At 70.8% G+C, this 14205-nt stretch carries 9 protein-coding genes; 2 read left to right on the forward strand and 7 right to left on the reverse strand.

The window, feature by feature from the left end:
• Positions 1-19: 19 nt before the first annotated feature.
• Complete coding sequence (locus tag CCL05_RS16005; protein WP_086561180.1) at positions 20-1207, forward strand: sulfotransferase family protein; 1188 nt, start codon at positions 20-22, stop codon at positions 1205-1207.
• Between the two features lie 32 nt (positions 1208-1239).
• Here CCL05_RS16005 and CCL05_RS16010 read toward each other — a convergent pair whose 3' ends face one another.
• From CCL05_RS16010 to CCL05_RS16040, 7 genes are all read right to left on the reverse strand, one after another.
• Complete coding sequence (locus CCL05_RS16010) at positions 1240-1953, reverse strand: glycoside hydrolase family 12 protein (protein WP_086561181.1); 714 nt, start codon at positions 1951-1953, stop codon at positions 1240-1242.
• Between the two features lie 35 nt (positions 1954-1988).
• The gene (locus CCL05_RS16015; RefSeq protein ID WP_086561182.1) at positions 1989-4178 is read right to left on the reverse strand and encodes a glycosyl hydrolase family 95 catalytic domain-containing protein; all 2190 of its coding nucleotides are present in this window, start codon (positions 4176-4178) and stop codon (positions 1989-1991) included.
• A complete protein-coding gene (locus CCL05_RS16020) occupies positions 4175-6139 on the reverse strand; it encodes a beta-galactosidase (RefSeq protein WP_086561183.1) in 1965 nt (654 codons plus the stop codon). Before CCL05_RS16020 ends, CCL05_RS16015 begins: the two co-directional genes overlap by 4 nt.
• The gene (locus CCL05_RS16025) at positions 6139-8337 is read right to left on the reverse strand and encodes a sialidase family protein (RefSeq protein WP_086561184.1); all 2199 of its coding nucleotides are present in this window, start codon (positions 8335-8337) and stop codon (positions 6139-6141) included. Before CCL05_RS16025 ends, CCL05_RS16020 begins: the two co-directional genes overlap by 1 nt.
• Before the next feature lie 157 nt (positions 8338-8494).
• On the reverse strand, positions 8495-9430 hold the full coding sequence (locus tag CCL05_RS16030; protein WP_086561185.1) for a carbohydrate ABC transporter permease: 936 nt from the start codon (positions 9428-9430) through the stop codon (positions 8495-8497).
• A complete protein-coding gene (locus tag CCL05_RS16035; RefSeq protein WP_086561186.1) occupies positions 9427-10458 on the reverse strand; it encodes an ABC transporter permease in 1032 nt (343 codons plus the stop codon). Before CCL05_RS16035 ends, CCL05_RS16030 begins: the two co-directional genes overlap by 4 nt.
• 27 nt (positions 10459-10485) lie before the next feature.
• A complete protein-coding gene (locus tag CCL05_RS16040; protein ID WP_086561187.1) occupies positions 10486-12177 on the reverse strand; it encodes an extracellular solute-binding protein in 1692 nt (563 codons plus the stop codon).
• A 325-nt stretch (positions 12178-12502) separates the two neighbouring features.
• Here CCL05_RS16040 and CCL05_RS16045 point away from each other — a divergent pair.
• Positions 12503-14205: glycoside hydrolase family 3 N-terminal domain-containing protein (locus tag CCL05_RS16045; protein ID WP_208641535.1), on the forward strand; the 1703-nt coding region annotated here is incomplete at its 3' end.

Raw genomic sequence — 14205 nt, forward strand, 5'->3', positions numbered from 1 at the left:
GAGAGGATAAGTTCCCTGCGTGTCCACGTCTCCGCTCGCCCTCACGCTGGCGAATCTGTTGTTGCGGCCGGGCTTCGGCTCCCGCCGTGACCCGGACCGGGTCTTCGGCCGTCTCGTGGTGGAGGCCGGGGAGGCGCCGGGGGACGGGGAGTTCGTCGACGGCTTCCGGTCGCTGCTGGGATGGTGGGCGAAGGCCGAGCGGCTGACCCCGGTCGGCTGGCAGTCGGCGCAGGTGCATGTGCGCCGGCATCTCGCCAACCGGGCCCGCGTCCTGCGGCTGATCGCGGAGCATCCGGAGATCGAGCGGGAGCCGATCGAGAAGCCGGTGTTCGTCGTGGGGCTGCCGCGCACCGCCACCACGGTCACGCACGCGGTGCTGTCGATCTCGGACGGGCACCGGTGCCCCCTGCTGTGGGAACTGCTCGGGCCCGACCTGGAGCTGCCGCCCCGGCAGCGGCGCAGGGCGATCAGGGCCGGGCGCCGGCTGGTGCAGGGCACGGACCTCTTCGCGCCGCGTTTCCGGGACATCCACGCGATGGCCGCCGAGGGACCGGAGGAGTGCACGTTCGCGCTGCCGCACGCCCTGATGCCGTTCTCCCAGGCCCGTATCCCCGAGTACCGGGCGTGGCACTGCGCGCGGGACTTCACCGCCGACTACCGGTACCTCAAGCAGGTCTACCAGGTGCTCCAGTACGGCCGTCCGCGGCGGCGCTGGGTGCTGAAGTCCCCCATGCACCTGGAGAACCTGGAGGCGCTGCGCACGGTGTTCCCCGACGCCACGATCGTGTGGTGCCACCGGGATCCGGTCACCGTCGTGGCGTCGTTCTGCTCGCTGATCGAGCACGGCATGGCCGTCAGCAGCCGCCCGCTCGACCTGCCCGGTATCGGCGCCACCTGGCTCGGCCTGCTGAGCCGTGCCATGACACGCGGCCTGGCGGCCCGGGCCGCGATCCCCGCGGAGCAGTTGGTGGACGCCCCGTACTCCTGGCTCGGCTCCGACCCCGCCGCCGGTGCCCCGAAGCTCTACGCGGCCGTCGGCGCCCCCTGGACCGAGGCCGACGCGGGTCGGCTCCCGGCGGCCGTCGCCCGCCCCAAGGGCACCCGCAAGCACACCTACGACCTGCACCGCTACGGCCTGAGCCGCGCCGACGTCGAGTCGGCGTTCGCCGAGTACAACGCGCTGCGGGCCGAGGTCGACCGCGCCTGAACGGCACGGCCGACCCCGGCCCCGGTACGGCGTCAGCTGCTGCTGACGGACAGGCTGTTGGTACGGAAGTCCAGGCCGCCGGACGACGAGGTGATCTCGTAGCCGAACTGGACGTCACCGATGGTCTCGTTGCCCATCCAGCCCTTGGTGTCCTTGATCCACTTCAGGATCGGCAGGATGTTCACGGTGCCGGAGCTGGAGTTGGAGGTGCGGATGAACGAGAACACCTCGTTGGAGCCGTTGGTGCCCTTGAAGACGTTCCAGGAGTGGCCGCCGAGGCTGACGCTGCCCTGCGAGGTGCCGATCGGGCCGACGGGTCCGGTCTTGTTGACCCAGAGCATGATCTCGTAGTCGTGGTCCGTGTCCCAGATGTCGTACGACGTGTTGTACGCGCCGGACGACGGGACGGTGACGTTGTAGCTGCTGGAGAGCGAGCCCAGCGAGGTGATGGACTTGTTGATCGCCTTCGTCTGGTTCGGGTAGGACTTGATGCCGCCGGTGTTGGGGTGGTTGGCGTTGACGCCCCAGTTGGTGCCGGAGTTGGCCCAGATGCACTGGGCTCCGGCGCCGCTGCCCCAGATGTTGTTGTAGAGCGTGTAGCCGTTCAGGCTCGTGTTGGCCCACTGGTCGCAGGAGTTCCAGACGGCGGCCGAGGCGGGGGCGGAGGCGAGGCCGACGGTGGCGCCGAGCGCCAGGGCGGGAGCCAGCAGGGCCTTGGTGACCCTGTTCAGCGTGCGTGATGCCATGGTGTCCCTTCCATGGGGTGGGGGGATGAGGGGAACTACCACGCCCTCAGGGTGAGGACGTGGTCTTCTCCGGCGACCAGGTGGAGGGATTCTGCGCCGGAGGAAGTCCGCAGTTCGACGCGTTGGGTGCGGCCCGGCCTGATGACCACGGTGGCGCCGTCACGCGTCCAGGTGAGGTTGAGCTCCGCCCCGAACCGGGTGCGCACCCCGTGCAGGGCGCCGTCGGGGTATGCCGTCGGCAGCGCGGGGAGCAGCACCAGCCGGCCGGGGGTCGACTGCACGAGCATCTCGATCAGCACGGCGGGCAGGGTGTGCGCGGCGTCGGCGTTGTAGACGTTCCGGTTCGGGTAGTGGGCGCTCATCAGGGAGGCGTGGAAGAAGTCGCCGTCCAGGACCTGGCCGAGGGCGTGGGCGACGCGGTCGCCGTCCCTGAGCCGGGCCGCGATGAGCGCGTGGTGCAGGTGTCCGTGCGCGGAGTCGTTCTCGGCGCCGCGCAGTTCCAGGGCGCGGTGTGCGGCGGCCGCCAGCTCGGGGGTGTCGTAGGGGGTGATCTCGTCGAGCGGCCAGACGCCGTAGAGGTGGCTGAGGTGGCGGTGGTCGTAGGAGTCCTCCAGGCCCGGCCAGGCCCATTCGGCGAGGGCTCCGTCCGCGTTGATCCGGTGCGCTGGGAGCCGGTCGGCGAGGGCGCGCCAGCGGTCGGCGTCGGGGCCCGGGTGGTAGGCGGCGGAGGTCAGCAGGGCGTGGCGGGCCGCGGAGAGGTCCATGGCCGCGTTGAGGGTGCCCCAGCTCGCATTGGCGGGCCGGTTCTCCGGTGAGTAGGAGGGGACGACGACGAGCCGGCCGTCCTCGTCCGTGCGGGTGAGGAAGTCCTCGTAGAACAGGGCGGCTTCGGCGAGGGCGGCGGCGGTGCGCGGATCGCGGGTGCCGTGCGTCTCGTCGTGGTCGACGAGCGGTTTGAGCAGCCAGTCGGCGCCGGCGGTCCACAGGTGCAGCGGGTACTCGCGGCTGAAGTGGTACGAGTGGCCGGACTCGCCGTCGGTGTGGGCGGGGGCGACGGCGCCCCGGGTGCCGAAGACCGCGCGGGCGTTGTCGCGCCAGTCGGGCAACTGGCGGTGGATCAGGTTGGCGTGGGCCTGCGTGACCTCGGGGAGGGCGGCGGCAGCGGCCGAGGCGGTCTGGAGGTTGAGGTTGGCGTCGTTGGTGAACGCGCCCGACCAGGCGGTGTTCCAGTCGCCGGTCCACAGTCCGGTCAGGCGGGGCGGGAAGAGGCCGCTCGCGGACAGCAGGTGGTAGCGGCCGGCCGCGAACAGGCGCTCCAGCAGGGCGGCGCTGCGGGGCCGCTTCAGCAACTCGGAGCCTGGCAGGGCCCGTTCGGCGGGGTCGGCGGCCAGGTCGAGGGTGACGCGCTCGTAGGCGGTGCGGTGCAGGGCGGCATGGCGGTCGAGGAGCTCGTCGTATCCGGTGAGCAGGTCCCGCAGGGCACGTCCCTGCGCGACCACGTCCAGTTCGCCGGTGTGCCGGTGCACTCGGGTGAGGAGCAGCACGGACCGGGCTCCCTCGATGTGCGCGCCGGGGGGCGTGAGGGTCGTCGTGCCGCCCGTGACGGCGAGCAGGGTGACGCCGGTGCAGACCCGGTCGCTGTCCGGGTAGCGGGCGCGCAGGCTCAGCAGGGCGCCCTCGGGGGTGAGGACGGCTCCGTGGCCGACGCCCAGTCCGGCGGGGGCGCCGGGCAGCCGGTGGTCCAGGTCGATGTCGAGGGTGAGGCCGGGGCCGCTGATCTGCTGGACGATCACGTCGTCGGCGCGGGAGACGAAGACGCGACTGGTCCGGCCGGCACAGGTCGTGCTCACCACGCCGGTCGCGAAGTCCACGTCGCGCCGGTAGTCGGGGCTCTCGCCCGGCGAGTGGCGCAGCCGGACCTGGAAGGCCGGGTGGAAGGGCTGCACCCACTGGAGCGGCCGGCCGTCCGTGAAGCTCTCGGCCGCGGTCGTGTCACCGGCCAGGAGGCGGTCCTGGAGGGCGGGGATGCCGTCGGCGAGCTGCGGGGGCCGGGTGTCCCTGCCGTTGGGACGCACCAGGGTGTGGTGGGTGACGACGACCCGCTCATCGTTCGGGTCACCGAACACAAGGGCGCCGTGGTGGCCGTTGCCGCTCAGGAAGCCGTCCTCCCAGCGAGCGGCCGGGTGGGGCTCCCACGTGCCGTGGACGAGTGCGGAGTCGGTCATGGCCTCAGCACCGCCGCCCCGTAGCGGCCGAGGGTGACCCGGTCGGTGACGTCCGTCCCCGTCAGCAGGTCGTGGTGGGTGCCGGGGACCTCGACGGTCACCGGCTCGCGGCCGTGGTTGAGCACGAACAGCACCTCGCCCCGCCGGACGGCCTCGACCTGCTCGGGCAGGCCGTCGAGCACCGGCCGGACGCCCGCGTCGCCGGCGATCCGGGCCAGCAGCTCGCGCAGGGCCCCGGGCTCCGGGAGCGTGGAGACGTACCAGGCCCGGCCCTTGCGCAGGACGGCGGGCATGCCGTCCAGTTCGCCGCCCTTGTAGCTGGTGGTGTGGTCGGGGTCGGCGGGCTCGATCTCCTCGGACCACAGGGTGCCCCTGAAGCCCTCGCACGCGACGGTCTCGTCCGCGTCCAGCGGCCACCACTCGTGCAGCGTGCGGATGCCGAACAGCTCCCGCAGCCGGGCGTCCATGCCGCCGGGGCGCACCCGGTCGTCCTCGTCGGCGACGCCGGTCAGGAAGCCGCAGACGAGGGTGCCCCCGCCGCGGATGTAGGCGAGGAGGTTGTCGATCGCCGCGTCGGTGAGCGCGTACAGCTGCGGCACGACGACGACCGGGTACCGCGTCAGATCGTGCTCGGGGTGGGCGAAGTCGGTGGTGAGGTGCGCCTGCCACAGGGCCCGGTGCCAGGCGCGCAGGACGTCCGGGTACTCCACCCGGCTGGACAGGCGGCCGTCATGAGCACCCGCCCACCAGGCGTTCCAGTCGTGCAGGACGGCGACGTTCGCGGTGATGTGCCGGCCGGCCACCTGCGGGGCGATCCTCGCCAGGTCGGCGCCGAGCTGCTTGACCTCCTGGTAGGTACGGCCCTCCTCCCCCGCGTGGCTGACCATGCCGGAGTGGAACTTCTCGGCGCCCTGGCGGGACTGACGCCACTGGAAGTAGCAGACGGCGTCGGCGCCCCGGGCCACGGCCTGGAGGGACCACAGCCGGTTGAGGCCGCGCGGCTTGGGGTGGTTCACACCACGCCAGTTGACCGGCCCGGCCGCCTGCTCCATGAGCATCCAGGGCCCGCGCGCCTGGGAGCGGGTCATGTCCTGCACGAGGGCACCGCTCTGGGCGCCGAGCGGGTCGCGCGGGTCCGGGTAGAGGTCGACGGAGACGACGTCCTCCTCCGCCGCCCAGCGCCAGGCGTCCTGCCCGAACCACAGCGGCATGAAGTTGCTGGTGACCGGGATGTGCGGGGTGTGCCGCCGGACGATGTCCCGCTCGGCGGTGTAACACTCCAGGAGCATGTCGGAGGTGAAGCGCCGGAAGTCCAGGACCTGGGCGGGGTTGCGCAGGTAGTGGGGCAGGCGGGGCGGCAGGATGCCGTCCCAGGTGTCGTAGCCCTGGCTCCAGAAGGCGGTGCCCCAGGCCTCGTTGAGGGCGCCGAGCGTGCCGTACTTCTGCCGCAGCCAGCGGCGGAAGGCGGCGGCGGCCTCGTCGCCGTGGTCGGAGGTGCAGTACTCGTTGTTGATGTGCCACATCGTCAGGGCCGGGTGGCCGCCGTAGCGGGCTGCCAGGTCCTCGGTGATGGCGGCGGCGTAGCGCCGGTAGGTGGCGCTGGAGTGCGAGAAGTGCTGCCGGCCGCCCCACCACTCGGTGCGGCCGTCCTCGGTGACGGGCAGGGTGTCGGGGTGCAGTCGGCCCATCCAGGGCGGGGGCGAGGAGGTGGGGGTGGCGAGGACGACACCGATGCCGTTCTCGTGCATCAGGTCCATCAGCGTGTCCAGCCAGCCGAACTCCCGTGCGCCGGGCTCCGGTTCCAGCGTCGACCACGAGAACACCCCGAGGGTGACGGAGTTGACGCCGGCGTCCTTCATCAGCCGGACGTCCTCGTGCCAGGTCTCCCGCGGCCACTGCTCCGGGTTGTAGTCGCCGCCGAAGAGGAGACGGCCTCGGGTCGCGTCGTTCAACTCGGGCATCAGACAGGCTCCCCGTACTGCACGCCACGCCCGTTGGTGGCGATGTAGACCCGGCCGTGGACGCGCGGATCCCCGGTGATGGCGGCGCCGATCCAGCCCCACTGGTGCTGGTCGTCGTTGATCCTGGTCCAGCTCTTCGCCTCGTCGTCGGAGCGGTACACGGCGGTGATGGTCTCGGTGGAGCCGACCATGTAGACCGCCGGGTAGGAGGCGCCCTCGGCAGCCTTGCCGAAGCCGAGCGTGTACGACGCCCGGCAGCTGCCGACCTTGGTGAAGGCGGCACCGCCGTCGGTGGAGCGGTACAGCCCGTTGCCCTTCAGGCTCAGCCACAGGTCCCCGGAGCGGCCCGGCGCCGCGGCCAGCTGGAACTCGGTGTCGCCCGAGTTCAGGCCGGTGGCCCGGGCGGTGAAGGTCCGGCCGCTGTCGGTGCTGGCGAACAGGGTGCCGGTGGTGGTGTCGAAGGCGTAGAAGCGCGCCGGATCCACGGGGTCCGCGACCGGGACGGCTCCCTCGGGGAAGGAGGCCACCTCGGACCAGGTGCCGCCGTTGTCCGCCGAGCGGTACCCCGGGTTGCCCGCGCCGAAGGACCACAGCAGCACGCCGCCGTCGGCGTTGACGGCGATCGGCCCCGGCGCGGACTTGGCCACGTCCGGCTGGGTCTTGAAGGGGGCCCAGGTCTTGCCGCCGTCGGTCGACCAGGCCCCGTTTCCGTGGTCGCCCCAGCCGGCCCGCACCACGTACGACGGTTCGGCGGCGGCCAGTGCCAGCCCCGTCGCCGTGCCGAACACCGGGTTCGACGCCATGCCGCGCGAGGGGGACGCCGTGAGCCGCTCGTGGTACATCACGCCGATGTCCCCGGACCCGCTGATCAGGTGCGCCTCCCCGGCCGGAGGGGAGATCAGCTGGCGGATGGACGCCTCCTCCAGACCGCGGATCTCCGGGGCCCAGTGCGTGAGGTCACGGGTGCCGTAGAGGGTCGCGCCGGTGCCGTAGACGATGTGCTGGGAGTCGTACGGGTCGAGGCCGAGGGCCTGGATCCACCAGCCGAACTTGGGCTGGTCGGCGCCCCACTTGAGGTACGGCGTCTCGGAGACGTCGAGGACGGCCCGGTCCTTCAGGGACGTCCAGGTGCGGCCGCCGTCGGTGGAACGGAAAACGGTGTCGATGTCGGCCCAGCGGTTGTTGGTGGAGACGACGAGGGTGCCGGGGCGGCGGGCGTCGACGGCGACACCGCCGTAGCCGAAGGTGTCGGCGGACCCGTCGGCCGTGGTGCCGCCGGGCTTGACCGGGGTGACGTCGCTCCATGTCCCGCTGGTGGTGAGCAGCTTGTGCACGCTGCCGTCGGACTGGCCGTTGGGGCCGGGGGCGTTGGCGTACGTCACGTACAGCTCACGCGTGTGCCGGTCGTACGCGGCCCGGACCGGGACCTTGGCGGCGGTGCCCCCGGGCTGCCCGGGGACGGCCTCCCAGGTGGCGCCGTCGGCGGTCCGGTAGAGGTTCGCCGACGTGCCGTCGGAGTCGCCCCAGCCGGCGTAGACGCTGCGGCCGGCGGCGACGAGGAGGGTGATGCCCTGGCCGGTGGCGCCCGGGGCGGCCGGGAAGCTCACGGCCTTCCAGGTGGCGCCCCGGTCGGTGGACTTGAGCAGCCCGTCGTGCCGGGTGCCGAGCCACAGCGTGTCGCTGTCGCGCGGGTCGACGAGCAGCCGCTCCCCGCAGCCGCGCCCGTCCTCGTTGGCCCCGAGCTTCACGGCGAGGTCGGTGCGCTTCCAGCTGGCCCCCCGGTCCTCGGACCGCAGCACGGCCCCGTTGCCCGCCCAGGATTGGGCGTACGTCCCGAGGGCGAGGTAGAGCCGGTTCGGATGGGCCGGGTCGACGGCCATCGCCTCCACACCGAGCAGGTTCCAGTCGTCCCAGCCGAGGTGGTCGGTCAGCGGGATCCACCGGTCGGTCCGGTCGTCCCAGCGGTAGGCACCGCCGATGTCGGTCCGGGCGTAGGCGAGACCGCGCACGGCGGGGTGGAACAGGACACCGGTCACGAATCCGGTGCCGCCCTGGACGACGTTGCGCCAGCGGTAGGCACCACCTGCGGCGGGGACGGCGGCCCGGGCATGCCCCTGAAGGGCCGGAAGAGCGGCGACCGCGGCGGTGGCGGCGGTCCCGGCGAGCACCGCGCGCCTGCTGAGATGGGACGCGTACATGACACATACCTCGATCTAGGAGAAAGGGCGGGGAGACATGCCTCAGGGGCGCGGGGCCCTGCTCGACATGCGGCTCCGCCGCGTGGGCGCGAACAACCACGACGCAGCCGCAGCCGCCGATGACCGGCGGCCCTACGGCGAGACCTCGGCAAGGGCGTCAGCCCTTGACCGCCCCCGTCAGCATCCCCTTCTTGAAGTGCCTCTGGACGAAGGGCGACAGCACGGCGACCGGCAGGAGGGCCATCACCATGACGGCCATCTGCACGGCCAGGCCCGACAGCTGCCCGGTCTTGATGGCCTGGCCCAACCCCACCGGTGCCTCCTGCTTCTGCACCAGCTGGATCATGACGTTCTGCAACGGCATCATGTCCTGGTCGTTCAGGTACAGGGAGGCGTTGAACCAGGCGCTCCAGTACCCGACGGCGTAGAACAGCGTAATGACGGCGAGCACCGCCCGCGACAACGGCATGACGATCTGCCACAGAATCCGGAAGTCCCCGGCCCCGTCGATCCGCGCACTGTCGATGAGTTCCTGCGAGATCCCCATGAAGAAGCCGCGCAGCACGAGGATGTTGAAGACGCTGAGGGCACTCGGCAGGATCAGCGCCAGATAGCTGTCGGTCAGGCCGAGGGACTGCACGAGAAGATAGGTCGGGATGAGACCGGCGCTGAAGAACATGGTCGCCAGCAGCGTCATCAGGATCCAGCGGTGGCCGAGCGAGCCGATGCGGGACAGGCCGTAGGCACACAGGACGGACACCGTCATCGAGAACAGCGTGCCGACCAGGGTGACGAGGACGCTGATGATCGCCGCGCGCGTGACCTGGCCGCCGCTGAGCAGTTCCTTGTAGGCGACGAAGGTGATGCCCTTGGGCACCATCACCAGGCCGCCGGCCTCGTCGATGGTCTTGCGTGAGGACAGGCTGGTGACGACCACGATCCACAGCGGGAAGAGAATCGCCAGGCAGGCCAGCGACAGGGCGAGACCCTTGCCGGCGAGACCGGCCCTGGAGGGGTCCTCCTCCCAGGACGGGCGGGGCGGCGCCTCCCACCAGCCAGGTTCCTTCACCGGCTTGTCGATGACGGCGCTCACTTCTTGTACACCCCCTGCTCGCCCATCAGATGGGCCACCTTGTTCGCGGCGAGGACCAGGCCGATGCTGACCACGCCCTTGATGAGACCTGCGGCGGCCGCGTAGCCGAAGTCCTGGTTGCGCACGCCGTTCCACCACACGAAGGTGTCGAGGACCTCGGCCGCGCCCGGTCCGACGGCGTCGCGTTGCAGCAGGATCTGCTCGAAACCGACGGTGAGGGCGTCGCCGACCCGCAGGACCAGCAGCAAGGCGATCACCGGGCGCAGCGCGGGCAGCGTGACATGCCACATGCGGCGCCAGCGGCCGGCGCCGTCCATCGCGGCGGCCTCGTACAGGTCCGGGCTGACCGAGGCCAGCGCGGCGAGGAAGACGATGATCCCCCACCCGGCGTCCTTCCACACGCTCTCCGCGGTGATCAGGAGGGGGAAGGTGTTCGGGTCGGTCATGATGTCGAGACCGTTGTACCCGTGCTGCCGCAGCAGCTGGGAGAGGATGCCCGCGCCGCCGAAGATCTGCTGGAAGACGGCGATGACCAGCACCCAGGAGAAGAAGTGCGGCAGGTAGAGAACGGCCTGTGCCACCGCCCGGACCCGGGGCCTGACCACGCTGTTGATGAGCAGCGCGAGCAGGATCGGGATCGGGAAGAACAGCACGAGCTGGAGGGAGAACAGCACCAGCGTGTTCTGGACGGCGTTCCAGAACGCCGAGTCCTCGAAGATCCGCTGGAAGTTCTCCATGCCCACGAAGGGGCTGTTCAGCATGGAGACGATGCCGTTGTCGCTGATGTAGGGGTCGTAGTCCTGGAAGGCGACGACGTTGCCGAGGATCGGCAGGTAGTTGAAGACCAGGACCAGCACGACGGCCGGCAGGGTCATCAGGAGCAGGACGCGGTCGCGTCTGAGCCTGAGCCGGAGGCTCAGTTTCCCCGAGGGTCGCTTCTGCGGTGAACCGGCGGCGCCGCCGGACGCCACCGGGGTCTTCTCCGTTTCGGCCTCGGCCCTGCTCCGAGGCACCGTGCTGTGGGACACGGCCGTTCTCCTTGCCTCAGAGCCCGGTCAGCTCGCCGCCGAGCCGTTCTCGTCGAGAATCTTCATGTACCAGTCGCGCAGCTTGTCGCCGCCCTTGCTCTTCCAGTCGGAGACGGCCTGCTGCATGTCGCTGATCTTCTTGCGGCCGCGGGTGATGTCGTCCTCGAGCTGCTCGAAGTCGTTGCCGAGGTTGGTGTAGCGGCCGGGCTCGGTGATCTGCATGCCCCAGAAGGAGGACTTCTTGGTGAAGGCGCCCATCCGCTGCTGCCACATGACCTGGCCCTTGGCGACGTCCGGGAAGTCGGGGTGGGCGAGAGTCGCCGCAGGGCTCGCGACCATCACGTAGGCGTTCATCACCTCGTTGTTGCCCTTGTCGGTCTTGACCGGGACGCCGTCCTTGAGGGTGTAGTGGGTGCCCTCGGCGCCGTAGTTGGTCATCATGTACTCCTTGGTGCCGTACGGCGCCGCGGTGACGTTGGCGACGGCCAGCACGTCACGGATGACCGACTCGGAGGCGTTCTTGTTGACGAAGGCGAAGATGCCGGCCGGCTGATCGGCCCAGAGGTGCGGGTTGCCGCCGTCGTGGCCCCAGATGTCCATGCCCCAGACCTTGAACTCCGGGTTCTGGGTGGCCTGTTCGGCGGTGCGGCTCCACCACTGGGTGATGTTGTTGGGGTAGATCAGGAACTCGCCCGCGGCGAACTTGGGGCCGGGGTCGGGGGCGTTCTTGCCCAGTTCGGAGTCGGGGTGCACGACCCCGGCGGCGAAGAGCTTGCGCGCCCACTCCAGGGCCTCGAGATACTCCTCGGTTTCGATACGACAGACGAGCTTGCCGTCGACGAGGTTCCACCACAGCGGCTTCTCGCTGCCCGAGAGCACCCCGAAGGTCTGGAAGGCGGTCCACTTCATGTCCAGGCAGGCCCACCGCTTGGCCTTGGCGTTGGTGATCTCCTTGGCCAGGGCCATGAACTCGTCCGCCGAGCGCGGGATCTCGTACCCCTCCTTGTCGAAGATGTCCTTGCGGTACAGGGGCACGATGCCGGGGACGTACGGGGCGGGCTGCGGCAGGCCGCGCAGCTTGCCGCCGAAGAGGGAGCGCTGCCAGGCGTCCGTGGGGATCGCGGCGAGGTTCGGGTACTCCTTGACCGCGTCCCCGGACAGGTACGGGCCGAGGTCGGCGAACTTGTTGATGATGGCGCTCGGGATCTTGCCGTTCATGTTCCAGCCGGGGACGACCACCACGTCCGGGATGTCGCTGGAGGCGAGGACGGCACCGAGCTTCTGGTCGTAGGTGTTGCCGTCCTGGTTCTGCCAGACGACGTCGACGCCTATCAGGTCGTTCATCGCCCTGTAGTAGGCGTTGTTCTGCTTGGGCGGAGAGCCCCAGAACGGCGACATGATGGTGACCTTGCCACCCTTGCCGAGTTTCTTCGTGACCGAGGTCTTCAACGTGGCCAGGTCGAGCTTGCTGGTGAAGCCGATCGCCGAGCCGTTCCTGGCCGGGATGTCCGGCTTCACCACGTTGCTGGCCACATACGCCGGCAGTATCTTCTTGGCGTCCTTGGCCGAGGTCGTGCCGTCCCGCGATCCACTGCCCGACCCGCCGCACGCGGCGAGCAGCGGCATTCCCCCGGCCACCGCTGCGGTGGCGACCGCCGTGGAGGCGAGGAAACTTCTCCGGCTCGGTCCGGAGGAGGCGGAGGCGGCGTTCGGCGTCATTGCGTCAACCCTTCATGGCGCACCAGGACACCCGGCGGTGGGCCGTCGGCTGCGGTGTCTCGAGTGGAACTGGCTGAGCTGAAGCGATTCTTCGACCCGGAGGCGGGCTTCTGTGTCGAAGCGCTTCGATGTTGCTGTGAGGTTAAGTGAACGCCCAGGGGTGCACAAGGGTCGTCCCCAAACTTCCTCGACGGCACGAGAAGGGACCGTTCCTCGTGCACGGCTTGAAGGGACGGCACCGGTCCCTTGACACCCGACCCGTCGCCGACCCAGCATCGAAGCGCTTCGAAAGGGCCTTGCCGCTCCATCGCAAAGGGATTCCCACGTGACCGCACACCCGCCGCCCAGTCCGCCGTTCCGCGATCCGCGCCTGCCGTTCGCGAAGCGGATCGACGACCTCCTGTCGCGGCTCACGCCGGCGGAGAAGATCGCCTTCCTGCACCAGTTCGCGCCCGCCGTCGGACGGCTCGGCATCGCCGCCTTCCGCACCGGCCAGGAGGCCCTGCACGGCGTGGCGTGGATGGGCCCGGCGACGGTCTTCCCGCAGGCGGTCGGCCTCGGCGCCACCTGGAACCCGGAGCTGGTGCGGCGCGTCGGCGACGCGGTGTCCAAGGAGGTCCGCGCGATGCGCGCCAAGGACGACCGTGTCGGCCTCAACGTCTGGGCGCCGACCGTCAACCTGCTGCGCCACCCCCTGTGGGGCCGCAACGAGGAGGGCTACTCGGAGGACCCGAAGCTCACCTCGGCGATCGCCACCGCCTACACGCACGGCCTGCGCGGCGACCACCCCACCTACTGGCGCACCGCGCCCGTGCTGAAGCACTGGCTCGCCCACAACAACGAGACCGACCGGTCCACGACGTCGAGCTCGGTACGCCCCCGCGTGCTGCACGAGTACGACCTGCGGGCCTTCCGCGAGACCGTCCAGGCGGGCGCGGTGGCCGGGGTGATGCCCGCGTACAACCTGGTCAACGGCCGCCCCAACCACGTCTCCCCCTATCTGGGCGAGCACCTGCGCACCTGGACCGACGAGGACCTGCTGGTCTGCTCCGACGCGAGCGCGCCGAGCAACCTGGTCGACTCCGAGCACTACTTCGACACGCACGAGGAGGCGACGGCGGCCTCCCTCGTGGCGGGCGTCGACAGCTTCACGGACCACGGCACGAACTCCTCGCAGATCACCGGCCGCCTGCAAGGCGCCCTGGAGCGCGGGCTGCTGACCGAGGCCGACGTCGACACCGCCGTCCGCCGGCAGCTCTCGGTCCGCTTCCGGCTCGGTGAGTTCGACCCGGAGTACGACCCGCACGGCGCCACCAGCGAGTTCGACACCCCGGCGCACCGCGCCCTCGCGCAGGAGGCCGCCGAGCAGGCGATCGTGCTGCTCAAGAACGACGGGGTGCTGCCGCTCGCCCCGGACACCCGGGTCGCGGTGGTCGGTCTGCTGGCCGACGAGTGCAAGCTCGACTGGTACAGCGGCACGCTCCTGCACCGCTCGACCCCGCTGGAGGGTCTGTACGAGCGATTCGGCGCGGAGCGGGTGGAGTTCGCCGAGGGTGTGGACCGGGTCCGGCTGAAGACCTCCGCGGGTGCCTTCCTGCTCGTACCGGTGGCCGAGGACGCCGCCGACGAGGTGCGCGGCGCCGAGGGCGCGCTGGACCCGGCGCTGCTCGCGGGCCGCACCGACCTGCCCGCGCTCACCACCGACGCGACCGGCACGGAGCTGGCGCTGGTCGACTGGGGCGAGGGGGTGCTGACATTGCGCGCGCCCGACGGGCGCTACCTCTCGGTCGCCGACGACGGCTTCGTCCGCGCCTCCGCCGACCAGCCGGGGGGCTGGGTCGTCCAGGAGACGTTCCGTCTGGAACCGCACGGGAACGGGCACCTCCTGAAGCACCTGGGAACGGGTCGCCACGTGTGTGTCTCCGCCGACGGCGTGAAGGTTGCCGCGGAAGATCCCGAGGTGTTCGAGCTGGTCGTCGCCGAGCGCGGCGAGGAGGCGGTGGCGCGGGCCGCCGCGGCGGCCGACGT

Origin of the sequence: Streptomyces africanus, assembly GCF_002150735.1 — a bacterium.
In the GTDB taxonomy this organism is placed as follows: domain Bacteria; phylum Actinomycetota; class Actinomycetes; order Streptomycetales; family Streptomycetaceae; genus Streptomyces; species Streptomyces africanus.

Coding starts and splice junctions, on each gene's coding strand:
- CCL05_RS16025 (WP_086561184.1), bottom strand. CDS start 8,337: ATGTACGCGTCCCATCTCAGCAGGCGCGCGGTGCTCGCCGGGACCGCC.
- CCL05_RS16040 (WP_086561187.1), bottom strand. CDS start 12,177: ATGACGCCGAACGCCGCCTCCGCCTCCTCCGGACCGAGCCGGAGAAGT.
- CCL05_RS16010 (WP_086561181.1), bottom strand. CDS start 1,953: ATGGCATCACGCACGCTGAACAGGGTCACCAAGGCCCTGCTGGCTCCC.
- CCL05_RS16020 (WP_086561183.1), bottom strand. CDS start 6,139: ATGCCCGAGTTGAACGACGCGACCCGAGGCCGTCTCCTCTTCGGCGGC.
- CCL05_RS16015 (WP_086561182.1), bottom strand. CDS start 4,178: ATGACCGACTCCGCACTCGTCCACGGCACGTGGGAGCCCCACCCGGCC.